Annotated in this window: 20 protein-coding genes and 1 pseudogene; 9 read left to right on the forward strand and 12 right to left on the reverse strand. The window is 59.7% G+C overall.

The features are described 5' to 3' along the window. Positions 1–2,137: patatin-like phospholipase family protein (locus tag ACRXB1_RS10435; protein ID WP_449491964.1), on the forward strand; the 2,137-nt coding region annotated here is incomplete at its 5' end. 16 nt (positions 2,138–2,153) lie between these two features. On the opposite strand, the gene ACRXB1_RS10440 is transcribed toward ACRXB1_RS10435, so the two are convergent. Both ACRXB1_RS10440 and ACRXB1_RS10445 read right to left on the reverse strand, forming a co-directional pair. Then, positions 2,154–3,269, reverse strand: a complete 1,116-nt coding sequence (locus ACRXB1_RS10440; protein WP_449491965.1) for an ATP-binding protein — start codon at positions 3,267–3,269, stop codon at positions 2,154–2,156. Between the two features lie 138 nt (positions 3,270–3,407). After that, on the reverse strand, positions 3,408–4,121 hold the full coding sequence (locus tag ACRXB1_RS10445; protein WP_062170288.1) for a response regulator: 714 nt from the start codon (positions 4,119–4,121) through the stop codon (positions 3,408–3,410). Between the two features lie 170 nt (positions 4,122–4,291). Between ACRXB1_RS10445 and ACRXB1_RS10450 the strand changes: the two genes are divergently transcribed. Both ACRXB1_RS10450 and ACRXB1_RS10455 read left to right on the forward strand, forming a co-directional pair. Beyond that, complete coding sequence (locus ACRXB1_RS10450; RefSeq protein WP_449491966.1) at positions 4,292–5,266, forward strand: VirK/YbjX family protein; 975 nt, start codon at positions 4,292–4,294, stop codon at positions 5,264–5,266. Between the two features lie 81 nt (positions 5,267–5,347). Beyond that, complete coding sequence (locus ACRXB1_RS10455) at positions 5,348–5,623, forward strand: hypothetical protein (RefSeq protein WP_062000579.1); 276 nt, start codon at positions 5,348–5,350, stop codon at positions 5,621–5,623. A gap of 19 nt (positions 5,624–5,642) precedes the next feature. Here ACRXB1_RS10455 and ACRXB1_RS10460 read toward each other — a convergent pair whose 3' ends face one another. Together ACRXB1_RS10460 and ACRXB1_RS10465 are read right to left on the reverse strand one after the other, a co-directional pair. Beyond that, a complete protein-coding gene (locus ACRXB1_RS10460; protein ID WP_174362765.1) occupies positions 5,643–6,326 on the reverse strand; it encodes a hypothetical protein in 684 nt (227 codons plus the stop codon). A 135-nt stretch (positions 6,327–6,461) separates the two neighbouring features. Then, complete coding sequence (locus ACRXB1_RS10465; RefSeq protein WP_449491967.1) at positions 6,462–7,844, reverse strand: sigma 54-interacting transcriptional regulator; 1,383 nt, start codon at positions 7,842–7,844, stop codon at positions 6,462–6,464. Positions 7,845–8,116: 272 nt separating this feature from the next. On the opposite strand from ACRXB1_RS10465, the gene ACRXB1_RS10470 reads away from it, so the two are divergent. The 4 genes from ACRXB1_RS10470 (at position 8,117) to ACRXB1_RS10485 (ending at position 9,459) form a co-directional block, all read left to right on the forward strand. Beyond that, positions 8,117–8,395: a GlsB/YeaQ/YmgE family stress response membrane protein gene (locus tag ACRXB1_RS10470; RefSeq protein ID WP_062168297.1), complete on the forward strand. Its 279-nt coding sequence runs from the start codon at positions 8,117–8,119 to the stop codon at positions 8,393–8,395. 161 nt (positions 8,396–8,556) lie between these two features. Next, positions 8,557–8,829 (forward strand): hypothetical protein, encoded by a 273-nt coding sequence (locus tag ACRXB1_RS10475; RefSeq protein WP_062168299.1) that lies wholly within the window; start codon positions 8,557–8,559, stop codon positions 8,827–8,829. 116 nt (positions 8,830–8,945) lie between these two features. Further along, on the forward strand, positions 8,946–9,185 hold the full coding sequence (locus tag ACRXB1_RS10480; protein WP_449491968.1) for a hypothetical protein: 240 nt from the start codon (positions 8,946–8,948) through the stop codon (positions 9,183–9,185). Between the two features lie 25 nt (positions 9,186–9,210). Beyond that, positions 9,211–9,459 (forward strand): hypothetical protein, encoded by a 249-nt coding sequence (locus tag ACRXB1_RS10485; RefSeq protein WP_062000585.1) that lies wholly within the window; start codon positions 9,211–9,213, stop codon positions 9,457–9,459. 248 nt (positions 9,460–9,707) lie between these two features. Here the strand turns inward: ACRXB1_RS10485 and ACRXB1_RS10490 are convergent, their stop codons facing one another. From ACRXB1_RS10490 to ACRXB1_RS10520, 7 genes are all read right to left on the reverse strand, one after another. Next, a complete protein-coding gene (locus ACRXB1_RS10490; RefSeq protein WP_449491969.1) occupies positions 9,708–10,202 on the reverse strand; it encodes a DUF488 family protein in 495 nt (164 codons plus the stop codon). 151 nt (positions 10,203–10,353) lie between these two features. Further along, a complete protein-coding gene (gene glmS / locus ACRXB1_RS10495) occupies positions 10,354–12,171 on the reverse strand; it encodes a glutamine--fructose-6-phosphate transaminase (isomerizing) (protein WP_062000587.1) in 1,818 nt (605 codons plus the stop codon). 61 nt (positions 12,172–12,232) lie between these two features. Continuing rightward, a complete protein-coding gene (gene glmU / locus ACRXB1_RS10500; protein WP_449491970.1) occupies positions 12,233–13,594 on the reverse strand; it encodes a bifunctional UDP-N-acetylglucosamine diphosphorylase/glucosamine-1-phosphate N-acetyltransferase GlmU in 1,362 nt (453 codons plus the stop codon). A gap of 96 nt (positions 13,595–13,690) precedes the next feature. Continuing rightward, entirely contained in the window at positions 13,691–14,515 is an 825-nt protein-coding gene (locus ACRXB1_RS10505) for an aspartyl protease family protein (RefSeq protein WP_449491971.1), read from the reverse strand. A 451-nt stretch (positions 14,516–14,966) separates the two neighbouring features. Beyond that, complete coding sequence (gene ttcA, locus ACRXB1_RS10510; protein ID WP_062168308.1) at positions 14,967–15,911, reverse strand: tRNA 2-thiocytidine(32) synthetase TtcA; 945 nt, start codon at positions 15,909–15,911, stop codon at positions 14,967–14,969. Further along, positions 15,908–16,309, reverse strand: coding sequence for a dihydroneopterin aldolase (locus ACRXB1_RS10515; RefSeq protein WP_062000591.1), 402 nt, complete (start codon positions 16,307–16,309; stop codon positions 15,908–15,910). The genes ttcA and ACRXB1_RS10515 overlap by 4 nt, the downstream gene beginning before the upstream one ends. 30 nt (positions 16,310–16,339) lie before the next feature. Further along, entirely contained in the window at positions 16,340–17,164 is an 825-nt protein-coding gene (locus ACRXB1_RS10520; RefSeq protein WP_449491972.1) for an SDR family oxidoreductase, read from the reverse strand. Positions 17,165–17,177: 13 nt separating this feature from the next. Between ACRXB1_RS10520 and ACRXB1_RS10525 the strand changes: the two genes are divergently transcribed. Together ACRXB1_RS10525 and ACRXB1_RS10530 are read left to right on the forward strand one after the other, a co-directional pair. Further along, positions 17,178–18,392, forward strand: coding sequence for a class I SAM-dependent methyltransferase (locus ACRXB1_RS10525; protein WP_449491973.1), 1,215 nt, complete (start codon positions 17,178–17,180; stop codon positions 18,390–18,392). A gap of 4 nt (positions 18,393–18,396) precedes the next feature. Beyond that, entirely contained in the window at positions 18,397–18,591 is a 195-nt protein-coding gene (locus tag ACRXB1_RS10530; RefSeq protein WP_449491974.1) for a DUF2905 domain-containing protein, read from the forward strand. On the opposite strand, the pseudogene ACRXB1_RS10535 reads toward ACRXB1_RS10530, so the two are convergent. Then, positions 18,589–19,204: pseudogene (locus tag ACRXB1_RS10535) on the reverse strand (exodeoxyribonuclease V subunit gamma); the annotation flags it as partial. The gene ACRXB1_RS10530 and the pseudogene ACRXB1_RS10535 overlap by 3 nt on opposite strands.

Consider the following 19,204-nt stretch of genomic DNA (forward strand, 5'->3'; position numbering starts at 1 on the left):
CCCCGATCTCGGCTATGCGCACCTCGGCGTGCTGAAAGTGCTGGAGGCGAACCGGATTCCTGTCGACTGCATTGCGGCGACGAGCATGGGTGCGGTCGTCGGCGGACTGTACGCGAGCGGCATGAGCGCGCAGGACATGGACAACCGGCTCGCGAAAATCAATCTTGCCGACGTCGCATTCGACGTCACCGCGCGCGCCGATCTGCCGCAATCCCAGCGGGAGGACGAGCGGCTGTATATGAACAGTTTGTCGTTCGGCTACGGCTCGCGCGGCTTCCGCCTGCCGGCCGGTCTTGTGCAGGGCACGCAGCTTCAGGCACTGCTGCAGGACTGGACGAGCACGGTGCCCGGAAACATCTCGTTCAACGCACTGCCCGTCCCGTTTCGTGCGATCGCCACGGACTTGCAGACCGGCCAGAAGGTCGTGCTCGATCACGGGTCGTTATCGCAGGCGATCCGCGCGAGCATGGCGCTGCCCGGCCTGTTCGCGCCGGCGGATGTGGACGGACGCACGCTGGTCGATGGCGGCATAGTCAGCAACCTGCCGATAGAAACCGCCCACGACATGGGCGCCGACGTTGTGATCGCCGTGGATATCGGTTCGCCGCTGCGGCCGCTCGATGCGTTGGCGTCGCCCACCGACGTGATGCAGCAGATGATCGGCATCCTGATCCATCAGAACGTCGCGCGGCAACGCGAACAGCTCAAGGCCGACGACGTGCTGATCGAACCCGCGCTCGGTTCCCTCAGCTTCACGGATTTCGCCAATGCGCGCCAGGCCATTGCTGCGGGCGAAGCCGCCGCCACCGCCGCGCTGCCGAAGCTGCGGCATCTGGCGTTGTCGCCTGCGGACTACGCAGCGTATCGCGTGGCGCATTCCGCGCCCGCAAGCAAGCCGGTGCGCATTACGCGCATCGAGATTGCATCGCAGGGCGCGGTGCCGCAGGCGCGCATCCGCGAAACACTGCACGTGCAAGAAGGCGATGTGTACGACCCCGCGGCGGTTTCCAGGGACTTGCTGTCGCTGACCACGCTTGGCAATTTCGAAAGCGCGACGCAACAACTCGTCGATAACGGCGACGAACACACGCTCGTAATCAATACCCGCGATAAATACTGGGGCCCGAACTTCCTGCTCTTCGGGCTCGGCTTGTCGAGCAGTACAACCGATTCGGGCGGCTTCCGGCTGCACTTGGGTTATCGGCGGCCGTGGCTGACGTCGTCGGGACTGGAGGGGCGTATTGACGGCACGGTCGGCAGCGACCTGACCAGCATTCACGCGGAGTTGCGGCAGCCGTTGTCGAATACGGCGGGTTATTACCTCGCGCCTTACGTGGACTTTCAGCGGCGCTATGCGAACCTCTACGACGAGGACGGCAGCGTCAAGTTGACGCAATACCTGATTCAAACGGAACGCGCGGGGCTCGACTTTGGCGTGCCGCTTTCCACGCTGGGCGATTTTCGTGTCGGCGTTGCGTACACGCATGCATATGGATCGCCGCAATACAACCTGCCGTCCAACCTTTTTGATCCAAGCCTGCCTCCAACGGACAACCTGTTTCCCGAGATCTACGCGCGGCAAATCAGCGCCCGGGCACGGGTGGTCATCGATCAACTCGACGATCCGCTATTTGCCCGTAAAGGTTATTTCAGTGAGCTTCGCGTGGAGCATTCGCTCTTTGCCGGCAGCGATAGTTTCACCGAGGTGTATGGCAAGGGAATTGTCGCGGCAACGTTCGGACGCCATAGTTTCAATGCGAGCGCGGAGGCCGGCGGCAATTTTGGCAGCTCGACCAACCTCACCAACCCGCTTGGTTTTACGCTCGGGGGATTTCAACACTTGTCGGCGTATGCCGCCGATCAGTTGGCCGGCGACTCGATGTTCTACGGGCAGGTCACATACATGAACCAGATTGCCAGCTTCAATACGCCGCCAATTCGCGGACTGTTTGCGGGCGTCAGCGCGGAAGTCGGAAACGTCTGGCTGAAAGACTCGCAGTTCGGCAGCGGATCGCTCAAGCGCAGCTTCACGTTTTTCACTAGCGTGACGAGTTCGTTCGGACCAATTTATCTCGGTGTAGCGTTCGCGCCGGGCGGCAGGACGAACTACTACTTCCAGCTCGGACACGCGTATTGAGTTTGATCGGTGGTCTTCAGGCAGCAGCGCTGACAGGCCAGCTCAATTCGAAACGCGCACCGCTCAACGTCACAGGATCGGTCACCGCAATATGTCCGCGATGTGCGTTCAAGACCTGACGCGTGATCGCCAGTCCGATGCCGTAACCGCCTGTCTGGCGATCGAGCCGCACGAACGGATCGAAGATGCGGTCGCGTTCGTGTTCGGGCACGCCGGCGCCGTCGTCTTCAACAAAGATATGTACGTGCCCCCGCTGCACGGACAGCCCGACCACAATCCGTGCCTGAGCATATTTGCTCGCATTGCGCAGCAGGTTGCGCATGGCATACGACATCAGGCGCGTGTCCATAGCAACGCATGCGCACGGATTGATATCCACGTCCCGCACAATGCGCATATGGGTGTAGAGCAGCGTGGCGTCGTGGACCTGCTTGTCGAACCAGCTCAAAAGCGGCGTTGCTTCCAGGTTGGATTGCAGCGAACTATGCTCGAGGCGGGCGTAGGTAAGACTCATATCGATGAGTTCTTCGAGTTCAGTCACATCCTGCCCGATGCCCGCCAACGCCTCGTCATACTCCGCTGCCGATCCCGGCTGGCGCAGGATTTCAAGCGCAAAGCGCACGCGCGCAAGCGGCGTGCGCAATTCGTGCGAGATGCCATTGGTCAGTTCGCGTTGCGCCGCAATGATGCGTTCCATGCGCGCGGCGAGCGCGTTGAGCATGCGCGCAAGCGGCCCGATGATCACGCTATGCGACACACGTGCACGTATGTTGAAGCGCCCGCCCGTGAAGTCGCTTGCGCGCTCGCGGATGATCGTCAGGTCGTGCCAGACGGGCCGCATCCATCGGTATGCAATCAGCGCGGGGAATCCGAACGTCACCGCTGCAATCAGTATTAGCGCAATGCCCGGTATCTGGCCGGTGCGACCCGGAGCAAGGGCAGTTGCTACCACCACAGCCGTCAATATCGCGACACTCAGCAGGCGGAAATACGCGCGCAGATAGAATCGTGACCAGCTTGGCGTGCGATCGGCGCGCGTGTCGGTCCAGGTGCGGCGGAAATGCAGCCAACGCCATTTGCAGTATCGGAGGAAGGGGAGTTTTTGCGCGGTCGCGTTCATGATCGGAGGCATCGGGTTAAGAGCGCGGAGGAACGTGAATCAGCATTCATATGCGCGCTTGAATGTTAGTCTCAGCGCGCAGATGACATTGTCGATATTGCACCATGCGATGTGCAGTTTTGTAGCCGGCCATGTCTGAATGGCCGAGCATCATTCCCATGCGATCTTGCTGAATTGATAACCCTTGCCGCGAATGGTCTTGATGCGCTGCGGCGTGGCTGCATCGTCGTTGAGTTTGCGGCGCAGACGTGAAACGCCGCCGTCGATGGTGCGATCCAGCCCGTCGAATTCGAGTCCGCGCAATTGCCGCATCAGGCTCTCGCGGCTGACCACCTCGCCCGCACACATGACCAGCGCCCAAAGCAGATCGAATTCCGCCGATGTGAGCTCCGGGCTGCTGCCGTCGGGCAACCGGACGCTGCGCGTCGCGCGGCTGATTTCGAATTTGCCGAACGCGAACATGTCCGGCTGCGTTGATGCGCCGGCCGTGCGTTCCATGACCGTCACACGGCGCAGTTGCGCCTTGATCCGCGCAAGCAGGATGCGCGGTTCGACCGGTTTGTGAACGTAGTCGTCCGCGCCGAATTCGAGGCCGAGCACTTCATCGAACTGATCGTCGCGCGCGGTCACCATGATGATTACGCCATCGAAATGAGCGCGTGCCTCGCGGCATATCTGGAAGCCGTCCTTGCCGGGCAGGTTGACATCGAGGATCACCAGATCCGGCTGACGCTTGAGTATTGCGGGAATTGCCTCGTTGCCATGCCGGACGACATCGACCTCATAGTCGTTCTTGCGGAGATAAGCCGCGACCAGCGCCGAAAGGCGTTCATCGTCTTCGACGAGCAAGATCCGGAAGGGCATGAGGGACTCAGTGGTGACGCAATGGCGCCGAATGACAAACAGGATAGCGGATGCGCCGCACGCCACGAGCATGCCCGTACAAAACTCGACAAGACTCCACGCAATTCGACATGCCGGCCACGGCGCATGGATAGCATCCGTTCGATCGCAATCCAGAAAGGTCGTGCACGATGCCCTTGTTCTTTGAATGGTTTGGCGCGGGCTCGCAATCGCTCGCCGGATGGTTCGCCCGTATCGCGAACTCATGTGCAACGATAAATCACGCGAGCCGCATCTTGTATCCGGGGACGAGCCGTTTCGCCCGATGGCGGCGGATTCGATTCTGGCTGCGCTCGCTGCTCTGGTGGCGCACGACCACGACGTGGCTCGAGCGCTGTGCGACATCGCCGTTGTCGAGCCTCGTGCAGCGTCAGCCGGTCGCGCTCGAACGCATGCACCGGCCGTTCCTTCATGGATGCTTCAACGCACGCGAACGGCTCAAGGCGAGCCTCGATCATTGCGCGATCACGCAGCAACGCGCGCCGCGACTGGCGAATCGTATTGCATTTGAAGGACGAGTATCGATTGCACGCATCTCGGTCGATGCAGACAGTTGGGACGTATCGCTCGAATCGATCGGGCATTTTCAGCGCGAAGGCGACTGGTCACTTTGCATTCGCGATGCATCCGGCAGACGCGTGGTGTCGTGCACGTTCAGCCTGGCGTATCTCGGCGGCAAGGTGCTGCGCCCGCGCATGTGCATTGGCGCGGTCCAGGGCCCCGACAAGTCGATGAACGGCCGCGACCTTTTTCGTACGCTCACCAAGAAGTGGCTTGGATTGCGACCCAAGGTCTTTGCGATTTATCTCGCGCAAAACGTGGCGCAGACGCTTGGCATGGGCAGTACGTTCATCGTGTCGAAACACGCACATGTCTATTCGAACTGGCGCTATTGCCTGCGCAAGAAACGCGTGTCGGCGGACTACGACAACCTGTCACGCGAATGCGGCGCTTTCGCCACATGGAACGGCTGGTTCGTGCTTGCCCCGCCCCGGTTGAATCTTTCGGATCGCGATGACTCGGCTAAGGGAAATGCGCTGCGCCGAAAACGCAATGCACTCAGGGAAGATGTTGTGTTGCAGATTCGCGAACGATTACGCGCGTAACAAACACGACCCGCTTATTAGCTGTTTTGGGCATGCCACTTGCACTACGTTCCCGTTCACTAAAAAGTACTGGGGCGACGCATGGCATCGACGATTTCCGCATCTACCAAATTCCGATCAGTACTAGCAGAGGGCGAGATCGATCATCTGGAAAAGATGCTGCGCCTGTCGCGGACGCAAGGGCCCGTTCCACATCTGAACGGCGCCTACTGGACGGCAAGACTTACATTCGTGCAAGAACATTTCGATCTCGTCGCGGAGCAGGCAAAGCGTGTCAAAGCGCTGCTTTGTGTATCGGCGACAAACGATGCGCTGGAATCGAAGGTTGGCGGCGGCACGCGCTCATGGGTCGCTTGAGCGCATCACGCACATTCAATCACTTGCCGCCTGCCTGAGCGGCCTGAGCAACCAGCCGTCGCGCGGACACGCTCGACGCATCCACGGCGGAAGCCTGCGACGCATTGTCCGATACACAGCGCCAGTCGCCCGTTGCACGGCAGCGCGCAGCGCGATGCAAAAGATCATCGCGCAAACGTTCTCGGGTAGCCAGGTCCGCGCGCATCTGCTGCAACTGAGGATTGGCGCTGTCGTTTGCCGGCATCGCCGCAAGAGTCCGATGCGCCACAAAAAGATTGCGGCTCCCCATAGCACGATAAAACTCGGAAGCACCCGGAATTGCCGGTATCACTGCGGGTGGCTGTGCCGGCGAGACGCTCGCGTTTGCAGGTGCAGGTGCAGGTGCACTTGCGATAGCCCCGGCAGTTGCAGCCTGCATCCGGACGACCGCTCCGCTCACGAGCGCATGAGAAGAAACCGGCTGCGGCTTCAGATCCATGTTCGACGGACGAGAGCCACTCAGAGCCCATACGATCAACACGCCTCCGGCAAGCAGACCTGCCCATAGCAGTTGCTCCGTGCGTTTCGAGCGCGTCTGATAGAACTTCAGCGCGCCTTCAGCCAGTCCCGGATACGCGCCTTGCGAACGCTTGGGGCGCCTGATACTTTTCTTCTGAAATACCGTGGTTGCGAAGCTCGTCAAACGGTGCAAAAGGTTTGGCACATGGCCGCACCGCCCACATCTGTAAGTACCTGCAGGAAAGTCATTTCCGCACTCTTCGCATGTCGTCCACGCTGCGTAACCGATAGACTCCAGCATGCGCATAAAAGTCTCCATGTTAAGTGGGTACGGGTGTAATCAAAGGGCTGGGGCCGGATCGCCGGCTTCTTGCATGTCGTCGCCGGCGGCGCGTGTCGGCATTCGCAAATCCTGCATCAGCCGGTGCAAATGGACCCTGGAAATCCCGAGACCGCGCGCTGCATCCACGACGCGGCCCTTGTGTACGAAAAGCGCCAATTCTATCGCGCGCCGGTCCGCCGCCGCGCGGGCCTCCCGAAGCGAATCCGGTGCATTCGCAGCGTGCTCGGTTAGTTCGAGATCCTGAGCAGTGATGTATTTTCCCTCGGATAAAATAATTGCGCGACGTACACGATTAATAAGTTCGCGCACATTGCCGGGCCAGCCATAGTTATGCAAGGCAGCAATCGCATCCGGCGCGAACCCGTGTATGCGCCGTGCGCGTTCGTCCTTGAAGCGTTCGAGCGCGTACAACGCCAGTTCCGTAATATCTTTTCCGCGCATCCGAAGCGGTGGCTCCCGAATTTCCAGCACGCAGAGACGAAAAAACAGGTCGGCCCTGAAACGTCCTTCATCGACCGCCGTCTGCATGTCGACATGCGTCGCGGTAATCACGCGCACATCGACATCCACGCTTTCGATGCCGCCCAGCCTTTCGATTTTTCGCTCTTGAATGAAACGCAACAACGCCGCCTGACTTTCCGCTGGAAGGTCGCCGATTTCATCGAGAAACAACGTGCCGCCATTGGCTTCCTCGACACGTCCGATCTTTCTTTGCGTTGCGCCCGTGAAGGCGCCGCGTTCATAGCCGAACAATTCCGAATGCAACAACTCGTGCGGGATCGCACCACAATTCACCGCGATGAACGGCATGGCGCGCCGCGCCGATCGTGCGTGAATCATCTGCGCGGTCAACTCTTTCCCCGTGCCCGATTCACCTGATATGAAAACGGTCGCATCCGTCGAAGCAACTTTTCCGATCGCGCGATGAAGCGCCCGCATCACCTCCGACGATCCAATCATGCTACTTGCCATAGCGCCATCGGCAAGTGCCGTGTCTCCTTCGAACCGTAGCGCTTCCATGCCGACCGCCTGCGACAACACGGTCAGAATGCGCTCATGCTGCGTAGGCACCGTGACGAAGTCAAAGCAATGCGCGGCGATGGCGTCGCGCACCTCCCGCAAGTCCCGCGATTCACGCGATACCAGTGCAACCCACGCCACCAGAGCAGAACGCGAAAGCTGTTCGACCCTCTCCAAATGCGGCTTGCTCACGCCGGCCGTCAAGTCGAGCAAGCCGGGCATGGGTGCATCGGTCAAATCACTTGATGCGTTTGCGTTGATTGCGGGTACCACTTTCCACGCGGCATCGTTGAGACTCTTTACTAGCTTTTCGTCCGGCTTGTCGCCTATATAAAGAAGCGTCCGATGCACGCGGTCCATGGTTGTAGATATTCTCTGGTAAGCCCTTCTTTACACTTGGATGGGAACAGCCCGGCCATTCGCAGCAGGCGCAACTTTCCGGGTGACCCATCCTATAGACGCGCATTCGCCGCAGGTGAAACAGAAAGTTAGTTTGCGTATCCAGGAATGAAAAAGATCGTCAGATGTAACTGCGCCGCTTCGGTCGAATCCGGGCACGTGGTTTGCGCCTACCGAAGCGCCGCGTTCAACTTGCGTTTCCCGCAACGCGGACCTACCCAACGGAGAACGCTATGGAACCTGTATCGCACGGAATCATCTTCTGGCTCATCATCGGCGCCATTGCAGGCGCGCTCGCCGGCCGGATTGTCGATGGCGGCGGCTTTGGGATCGTGGTGGACATCATTGTGGGGATCGTCGGCGCGTTTATCGGCGGATGGCTGGGTGGCGCGCTTGGCCTGCACCTGGGCAGCGGCATCATCGGATCCCTGATTACGGCCGTGATCGGCGCGGTGATTCTATTGATCATCGTGCGGCTCTTCAGCCGTGGGCGTGCCGGGCCAACTGTCTAATAGCGTTCCAGTACCAAAACCCCGTGTCCGCACGGGGTTTTTTATTGTGCAACGCCAATTGATCTCAAACCGCACAACTGCTTACAAATCTCACGTGAGGGCAGTGCACCGGCACTGCCGGGCGCGCGTTGTAGCAAGACGCACCCACCGCGAGGCTTGTCATGAGCACTAGTTGGCATCTTCACGAGCAGCAACGTCGCCGCATTCATTCGCTGATCGCCGTCACGGCCATTGCAGTGATCGTGGTGAGCGGTATTGGCATCGCGGCATTGACCGGCATTCTTTCGGCATCGAAAGCCGAGAGCGCGACCTCGAATGCTTCCCCTCTCATCGACACACACAGCGCCGATCCCCTCAGCGGACTGAAGCTCAACGCAGAACCCCTGCATGGGTTGGCGGTTGAGCAGCGCATAGGCATATCGGGCGCGCGGTAACTCCGCGTTACCAATCTCGCAAACCGGTTTCACTTGCGAGCGGAAACTGCACATAGACTTTTCACTACCGGATGACGTCGATGTCGATGCCGCCGGAAACCATCAAGGATCGTGGAATGAACAAGCGCAATATCGCTGCCGTATTGTCGATGACGCTCTTCGCGTTCGCCGGCTCGGCCAACGCGGCGGGATGTCTCAAGGGCGCAGTTGTAGGCGGCGTTGCGGGCCACGTCGCGGGTCATCATGCGGTGATCGGCGCAATGGGCGGCTGCATTGTCGGACATCACATGGTGAAGGAGAAAGCGAAAGAACGTGCAATGGAAGCAAGTCAGCACACCGCCGCGACACCGTCCTGAGCGGTTTCACCGAACAGGAGGACCCATGCTGCGACCCCGAAGCCTTCGAGTCACAGCGCAAGCGGCCGGCACGCAAATGTGCGCTGACTACTGCGAGGAAACTGGCCGCCTTCGCATCCTTCAGGACGAAGTGGCGTTGCGTGAATGGTTTCCGCCCAACTCGTGGATGGCGATTGCATCGGTTGCCGGCGCGCGCAACTGGGGAACGCGGCCGGACTTGAACGAGCTGCGAGCATTGCTCGTGAGCCAGATGTCGCTGATGAACATCGGCTGAAAGATGTACGAGTTATCCGTTACAGCCTCTGGATAACTTCGGCATAACAACACGGATTGGTGTGCGCCGATTCTTGATAACCGCGGGCATGTTCGCAACGCCGCAGAAGTTATCCTTCCATACACCTCGTTGTCCCGCAAGCGTGCTTGCGGTTATCTTGTCTGTAGAGCATTGATCCAATGGCGCTTTCGACGCTTGTCCACAGTAACGGGCGATGCTTGTTAACTATTACTATGTATACATATCACTTACGATAAACCATTAAGGCGTGGAATATGAGCGTTGCCGATGGCGCTTAAAAAGTGAGCACGGCTCGTTGTCACAGTAAATGTTCGATGCTCAAGCGATTGGACCATCGTGAATTCAAGTATTCGACGGCAAGTCTTCGATGACAGATCACCCGATCGGTATCGCTTGAGATGGTCGCGTTCGGGCGCAAGCTCACGAAGCTCGACGTATCTGATATCGAGTAGCTCGGACAGGAAGAACTCGAGGTCCGGTTTTTTGGAGAAGCCCGCGAGTTGCGAAGTGTTGTTCAGACGGACATCGAGAAGGGTGCGGACTTCGGCTTGCTTTAACAGCGTGAAGAACTGTGCGGCCGATTTTTGCGTGAAGCCGATGGTGCGACTTGCATGGCTTGAGATTTCGAACGAGCGAATGCGTTGAAGGTAACGAAGCGTGATATCTGGCGGGCTGTAGCGTCGTTCTGGTGGTTCAAGGCTTTCCTTGGTGCCCGTGAGCACGAGAAGCCCATACCGGCCGCTCAGGCCGTGTTACGCACGCCTGCGGGCGTTCAAAGAAAAAGCGCCGCGTGATGACAAGCATCGACGCAGCGCTTCAGGATTCGGCGTAGATTTCGTGACTTTGATGGCTGACCACAAAGCCCCTACCCCCTCACTCCACCGTCACACTCTTGGCCAAGTTCCTGGGCTTATCCACATCGGTCCCTCTTGCACAGGCCGTGTGATAAGCCAGCAATTGCAGCGGTACCGTATGCAGGATCGGCGACAACAAGCCATAGTGCTCCGGCATCCGGATCACATGAATGCCGGCTTCGCTGACAATGCGCGTATCTGCATCGGCGAAAACATACAGCTCGCCGCCGCGCGCCTTCACCTCCTGCATATTCGACTTGAGCTTCTCCAGCAGCGTGTCGTTGGGCGCGATCGTCACGACCGGCATTGCCTCCGTGACCAACGCCAGCGGCCCATGCTTCAACTCACCCGCCGGATACGCTTCAGCATGGATATACGAGATTTCCTTCAGCTTCAACGCGCCTTCGAGCGCGATCGGATAATGCAGCCCGCGCCCGAGGAACAGTGCATTTTCCTTCCGCGAAAATTCCTCTGCCCAAGCGATGATCTGCGGCTCCAGCGCAAGCACGCTGTTCAGCGCCGCCGGCAGATGCCGCAACTGCGCAAGATACGCGGTTTCCTGCTTCGCGCTCACATGGCCGCGCAACGCGCCGAGCGTCACCGCCAGCACGAACATGCCGACCAATTGGGTCGTGAAAGCCTTCGTGGACGCCACGCCAATCTCGGTGCCCGCATGGGTGAGAAACGTCAGCTCCGTCAGCCGCACCATCGCGCTTGAACTCACGTTGCACACGGCCAGCGTGTGCTTGTGCCCAAGCGACTGTGCGTGCTTCAACGCGGCGAGCGTATCGGCGGTTTCGCCCGACTGCGATATCACCACGACCAGCGCCTTCGGATTCGGCACCGACTCGCGATACCGGTACTCACTCGCCACCTCGACCTGCGTAGGAATCCTGGCGATGGACTCAAGCCAGTACTTCGCCGTCATGCCGGCATAAGAACTCGTGCCGCACGCGAGGATCAGCACGCTGTCGATATCGGCGAAAACTTCTGCCGCCTTGGCGCCGAACAGGTCAGCGGTGAACCGCTCGGCCTGGGGAATGGTGTCGGTGATGGCGCGCGGCTGCTCGAAGATTTCCTTCTGCATGAAATGCCGGTACGGCCCAAGTTCAACCGCGCCGCCGTACGCCGCGACCACGCGCACTTCGCGCTGCGCTGGAATGCCATCGCGATCGACGATCTTCACGCCATCGAGCGTGATCTCGACCACATCGCCTTCATCCAGGTATGCAAACCGGTCGGTACTGCCCGCGAGCGCCAGCGCGTCCGAAGCCAGGAAGTTTTCGCCATCGCCCACACCGACCACCAGCGGCGAACCTTCACGCGCGCCGACCACCGTGTTCGGCTGATCCTTGTGAATCACGGCGATGGCATACGCGCCGTGCAACAGTTTCACGGCCTCGCGCACGGTCTGAAACAAATCCCCGCGATACATGCTGTGAATCAGATGCGCGATGACTTCGGTATCGGTCTGCGATACAAATTCGTAGCCCTTTTCACGCAACGTGGTCCGCAGGCTTTCGTAATTCTCGATGATGCCGTTGTGCACCAGCGCCAGCTCGTTGCGCGAGAAGATAGGATGCGCGTTGTCGGTGACGGGCGCGCCGTGCGTGGCCCAGCGCGTGTGCGAGATGCCGGTCACGCCGTCCAGATGACTTTCGCGGACCTGTTCGGCGAGATCGGCGACGCGGGCGACGCTGCGCGCGCGTTTGGTTTCGCCATCGGCGATGACGGCGACGCCGCATGAATCGTAGCCGCGGTATTCGAGCCGCCGCAACCCTTCGACCAGCACCGGGACAATGTTACGTTGCGCGACCGCGCCGACAATTCCGCACATGGATCTATCCTTCAAATTGTTTTCGAATCGCCCGAATCACGCGAGCATTCGTGATTGTTTCTCAAGCTTTTTTCTTCACTGGCCGCACGTAACCGCTTTTGCTGATCTGCGTTTTCTCATTCATCACGAGCTGGTTTTCTCCAACGATGTCCTTCCAGACCGTCGTGCCCGCCGCGATCGTCGCGCCGCGCGCCACGCGTACCGGCGCAACAAGTTGCGTGTCCGAGCCGACGAACACATCGTCTTCGATCACCGTACGGAATTTGTTCGCGCCGTCGTAGTTACAGGTGATCGTGCCCGCGCCAATATTCACGCGCGCGCCGACATCGGAATCGCCGATATAACTCAAGTGATTCGCCTTCGAGCCGCGCCCGAACACCGCGTTCTTCACTTCCACGAAGTTGCCGACGTGCGCTTCGTCGCCGAGCACGGCGCCTGGCCGCAATCGCGCATACGGTCCCAGCACGACGTTCGCGCCGGTCGTGCCGCCTTCAATGTGCGTGAAAGCATCAACGCGCGTGCCAGCGCCGATGCTTGAATTGCGGATCACGCAATTCGGGCCAATGGTCACGTTATCCGCGAGCGTCACGTTGCCTTCGAAGACGCAATTCACGTCGATGGAAACATCGCGTCCGCACGTCAGCGTGCCGCGCACGTCGATGCGCGCCGGGTCCATCAGCGTCACGCCTGCAACAAGCAGATCTTCGGCGGTGTTGCCCTGATGAATGCGTTCGAGTTCGGCGAGTTGCTGCTTGCTGTTCACGCCGAGCGTTTCCCATTCGTCGTCGGGCTGCGAGGTCACGACTTCGATACCTGCTTCGAGCGCACGTTCGACGACATCGGTGAGATAAAACTCGCCCTGCACGTTGTCGTTCTTCAACGACGCCAGCCATTCGCCAAGCCGCGCTGTCGGCGTAATCACGATGCCCGTATTGATCTCGCTGACTTTCAGTTGATCGGCGTTGGCATCCTTCTGCTCGACAATGCGCTGAACCTTGCCCATCGCGTCACGCACAATACGGCCGTAACCCGTCGGATCGTCGAGCGTGACGGTGAGGACGCCGTAGTGCTGGCCGGCGGTATCGACGAGACGTTTTAACGTGCTTGCGCGCGTGAGGGGTACGTCGCCGTAGAGAATCAGCGTGGAAACAGCAGGGTCAAGCAGCGGCAGCGCCTGCATGACCGCGTGGCCGGTGCCGAGTTGCTGCTCCTGGATCGCAAACTGGACGTCGGGCGCGCCAACAGCGTTCTGCACCTGATCGGCGCCATGCCCGACCACCACGACAAGCCGCGTGGGGTTGAGCGTGCGCGCGACATCGAGCACATGGGACAAGAGCGGCTGGCCAGCCAAGGGATGAAGGACTTTAGGCAAGGCGGAACGCATGCGCTTGCCGGTACCTGCCGCCAAAATTACGATGTTCATGGCGTCAGCTTTTTGGGAAGTGTTGGAGCCGTCAATATAACATGCGGGCGTATCCCGAAATTGCGGCCCGGCCTTGCTGAGCAACGGTCCAGACGCTCAGGACGCGTCCATGCGTTGCATGAAAACCCAGCCCGTCGAGTATGAAAGCCAGACGCGGCGGCCTCGCAAGTAGTCCATGCCGAGAACCATATCGAAGTCCGGCAGCACGATGTCCCCCACCTCGATCGACGCGCTTGGGAACCGTTCGGCGCCGACCTCCAGGTCCACGCTATGCCGATAACTCGCAATCGGCTCACCATCCCAGCCAAAGTTGTACATGGGCACCGTTTTATCCATCCCGGTCAGGTCCGCTCCGGTCCCGGCTATGCTGGCCTTAGCCGCAATCGAGGTCTCCGCGCCTGTATCGATGACTGCCCGAATGGGATGTCCATTCGCCGATATATGCAGGACGAAACGGTTACGCCGCGTTAAATCGGCGGAAAAGGCAGTGAATTGTCCCGACCATGGAACAAACCGGCCGACGCAATTGGACACCGAATAGAGCGCCATGGTCCGCGCGGGAAAATCGAGTTCAACGTCGTACCGTGTCAGTATGTTGGAGCCCAGAAAGCCAATCGGTGCGGGCAATCGTGCTTCACGCGCCCGCTTTGCAACAAAGGCGAAAGAGGTCGGACTGACGCGGAGATCAATCCACTCGGGCGCTCCCAGTTTCAGGGACGAAAGGATGCGCGGATAATGCCAGCCTGCCTCCCCGCCGAGACCCGTTACCTTGTGCTCGCCGAACTTGTCCTCCTGCAGATGCCAGACATTCGCCATGGCAGGTTCAATAGTCGTCTGGTCGCTGCCCGTATCCACGACCATTGGATAAGTTCGTCCGTCGATCTCGGCCGGCACCGTGAAAAAGCCGAAGAATCTGGTCAAGGGCAACTTCGCCTCAAGCTGAACCCGGCAAGCAGCAATGTTCGACGTGGGAGGCGGCCGCCTCGCAGGCCTTGTCGCGGAAGCGCCTTTTGTAACTCGGGCACGCGGCTTCATGACACGTTCAACCGGAGCGCGTGTGAACGCTGAATGTGGTGATGACTGACCGTCGAAACCCGTATTTGCCGCGCTGCTGACCGCAAACAAGAGAAGCGCGCAACTGAATACTGTAAGTCCGCTGAGCTTCCGATAGATGATTAACCGCAACGAGATAATCTGCCGCATGCCTGCTCCGCTTATCGAATTGGCGATGGCGTTCAAGCATTTAAACTAAAGCTTAAAACACACAAACGGCGCAGCCTATCATCTCCTTCATCTCATAAACGTAGAAACTCCGCTGGATTCAAAACACCGGTTTAAAAAACAACTAGCGGTGCCGGATCACCAGACAGCTTCAAATATCGTCGAACTGGACAATCGAAATAGTCTGCGAAGCCGGTTCCGTCGAACATGGATCTTCGTCAAAAGCGATATCACCCGCCGGATCGGCCACGCCTGTCGCGCGCAAACCGCCGAACGGAAACAGCTTGTGATCCATCAAATGCGACGGCACCACGTTCGACAACGCGTTGAACATATTCTCCACGCGTCCGGGAAAGCGCTTTTCCCAATCGCGAATCAGCGCCTTCATTTCCGCGCGCTTCAGGTTTGGCTGGCTGCCGCACAGGTTGCAAGGAATGATCGGGAATTCGCGCAGTTCGGCGAACTTTTCCAGATCCCTTTCCTTGATGTAAGCGAGTGGCCGGATTACGACGTTCTTGCCGTCATCGGATTGAAGTTTTGGCGGCATGCCCTTCAATTTGCCGCCGTAGAACATATTCAGAAACAGCGTCTGCAGGATGTCATCGCGATGATGGCCTAGCGCAATTTTCGTTGCGCCCAATTCACCGGCCACACGATACAAAATCCCGCGCCGCAGTCTGGAACAGAGCGAGCACGTGGTCTTGCCTTCCGGCACGAGCCGCTTGACGATGCTGTACGTATCCTGATTTTCGATATGAAACGGGATATCGAGTTTGCTCAGATATTCGGGCAGCACGTGCTCGGGAAAACCGGGCTGCTTCTGATCGAGATTCACCGCCACGATGTCAAAATTGATCGGCGCGCGCTCGCGCAACCGCATCAGCAGTTCGAGCATGGCGTACGAATCCTTGCCGCCCGAAAGGCACACCATCACCTTGTCGCCGTCCTCGATCATCTTGTAGTCGACAACCGCTTCGCCCACTTGCCGCGCGAGGCGCTTGAACAGCTTGTTGTTCTCGTACGCCTGCTTTTGCTCGTGGCGCGTCATCGGCTCGCGAATTTTCGGAACCGAAACTGGCTCGATAATCGAACTCATGCCGCCACCTCTTTGATGCGAAAGACCTCGACGCCAACGGCATCGCAATCGGGATAAACGTCCGGCTTTTCCGTCGATACCACCACTGCCCGCACATTTGGATGTTCGAGCAGTGCAGCGGCGACGTCATCGCAAAGGGTTTCCTGCAAGTGGATATGCCCTTTGCCCACACGTTTGGCGATGGTCGAGCGCATGAAGTCGTAATCGACGACTTCGCGCAACTTGTCCTCGACCGGCGTCGATAAAGCCAGCGGCACGAACAATTCCACGTTGATCACGACGCGTTGTTCGCCCTGCTTCTCGAAATCGTGCACGCCGATGTTGATGCGCACTTCGTAATTGCGCAGAAAAAGGCGCCGGCAATCGGCGAGCCGGGGATGCGAAAGAACGGCAAGCATGGTCGTGTCCTGGGAATACTGATTAACTTACTAGGTGCGGTCGGCCATCAAAAACATGACATCGCGCGGCGATGGCACGAGATGCTGCCCGCCGTCGACAACCAGCGTCGTGCCCGTCACACCGGACGCATCGGCGAGATAACACGCGGCCGCGACCACGTCTTCGACACGCGAAGCCCGGCCCAACGGCGTCACGCGATGCGCGGCTTCGAACTCGGCATCCGTCATGTCCGCCGATGGCAACGTCAGACCCGGCGCGAGCCCGACCACGCGCAACTTTGGCGCAAGCGCCTGAGCCAGCGCGACGGTCGCGGTTTCGAGCGCCGCCTTGCTCAACGTGTACGACAAATAGTCCGGATTCATGTTGTACAGCTTCTGGTCCAGCACGTTGATGACGCACGCGCGCCGGGTTTCGTCGTGGATGGCGGCCTCCGGCGTGGCTTCGTGAAGCGCACGCGCCAGAGCCAGCGGCGCGGCCACGTTGACCGCCATCATCTCGAGCAGACGCGCGTAGCTGAAATCACGCGCGGTATCTTCCGTGAACCGGGATGCGTTGTTCACCACGCAATGCAGGCCACCCAACGCTTCGATACACCCCGGCACCAGTTTCGCGACATCGTCCTCGACGCCAAGATCCGCACCGAGCGCAACCGCCCGGCGGCCGAGCGCGCGGATCGCCGCGACGACTTCCTGCGCGTCCTGTTCCGAGCCGTTGAAATGCACGGCGCCGTCCCAGCCGCGCGCCGCAAAACCAAGCGCCAGCCCCCGGCCGATGCGTTTCGCCGCGCCCGTGATCAGCACGACGCGGGATTTGGGGGCGGAAGAATCAGGAGAAGTCGACGAAGAATCGCTCATTTACAATGCCGGAATGAATCCAAAAGCTCACGAATCCGACAGTTTACCTGCTCCCGGCCCCGACGCGCTCGCGCAATCCGAACGGCTGACCGCGCGCATCCGCGAAGAAATCGCGTCCGTGGGCGGCTGGATGCCTTTCAGCCGATACATGGAGCTCGCGCTTTACGCGCCCGGCCTCGGCTATTACAGCGGCGGCGCGATGAAATTCGGCAAACGCGGCGACGATGGCAGCGATTTCGTCACCGCGCCTGAAATGTCGCCATTGTTCTCGGCAACGCTCGCACGGCCCGTCGCACAAGCGTTGCGGGACAGCGGCACGCGCAACCTGATGGAGTTCGGCGCCGGCACGGGCAAACTTGCGGCGGGTTTGCTGAACGCGCTCAAGGCGCTGGACGTTCCGTTCGACAGCTATTCAATCGTGGATCTTTCGGGGGAATTGCAGCAACGCCAGCGCGCGACGATCGACGCCGATGCGCCGGAACTGGCATCGAAAGTCCGCTGGCTGAGTGCGTTGCCCGAACATTTCGAAGGCGTGGTGATAGGCAACGAAGTGCTCGACGCCATGCCCGTGCGCCTGGTCGTGCGCAAACTCGGCGAGTGGCACGAACGCGGCGTCATCTGGAGCCACGATCATTTCGCCTTCGACGACAAACCCCTGTTGGCCGCGCTCGATAACCCCCTGCTCGCCGAAATCGATACGACCATCGACGAAGTCAACGACGAGCCTTTCATTGAATATGTGAGCGAGACGCACGAAGCCGCGCTGGCTTTCACGCGCACGATTTGCACGATGCTCACCCGCGGCGCCGCGTTTTTCATCGATTACGGCTTTCCCCGGCGCGAGTTTTATCATGCACAGCGCGCGCAGGGCACGCTGATGTGCCACTACCGCCACCGGGCGCATGGCGATCCGTTTCTGTATCCCGGCTTGCAGGACATCACGGCGCATGTGGAGTTTTCGGGGATCGCGGAAGCCGGCACCGAGGCGGGCGCGGATCTGCTGGGCTTCACATCGCAAGCGCGGTTCTTAATGAACGCGGGGATCACGGACGCACTTTCCGACCTCGATCCCACCGATGTCCGCCGTTTCCTCCCCGCAGCAAACGCGGTTCAGAAGTTGTTGTCCGAGGCGGAAATGGGCGAGTTGTTCAAGGTGATCGCGTTTTCGCGCGGTATCGATGAAACAATCGCCGCGTTCTCATCCGGCGACCGCTCGCACACGCTATGACGTCATGATCCGCTGGGTTCTCACCACGTTCATTGCGTTGACCATTCTTTCGGCCTCGTTGCCGTGGATGAAGAAACTCGGCATCGGCAAGTTGCCCGGCGATTTCACGTTGAAACTGTTCGGGCGCGAGTATTTGTTCCCGTTCATGTCCACCATCCTGCTTTCGATCATTCTTTCGCTGATCGCGCGGGCGCTCTAAGTTGGCGAAAGTTTCATCGAGTCTCAGATCCGAGCCCCGAAACGCGATGCGCAAAGCAGGATCATCCGACTCGCCACGCGTCCTGTCCGATATCCACATGCCCTGCGCCTTGGATTCGCTCTCCGTTACCCACGTCCACGCGCTCTTGGGGAAGAACCGCAATGGCAACCTCCGTCCCGCGCGATAAAGCGCCGCAAGCGTCGCAAGGTGAGCAAGAGGGTCGGCGACAGGCGTCAGTTCGAAACCGCTCGATTGCGCGCCGCGCCCGTGCCATACCGTGCGCCTCGGACCGTCGGGCAGCGCGGCGCAATACGCGAGATGGGCAAGCCACGCGGACAGATAATCGCGCGCACGCGGCACGTCGTACCGGTAGATGATCTGGCCTTCGTCGGTCAGCAGATTCAACGTGCCGTGGATTTGCATTGGTTGCAGGGCGTCCGCCTGCAACGTCGCGTCATAGCGTCCGAAGAGTTCGGCGTCGGGCCAGCGCGGCGCGATGTCCAACGCAAAAGGCAAACGCGACGCGCCTACTTCCGTTGCGATCCGAACGCGATTGGCAAGCGAATGCAACGCGCCGATCTCGCGAGATTGCCACACGCCGCCCGTCGCACCA

The sequence above is a fragment of the Caballeronia sp. M23-90 genome (assembly GCF_053574605.1).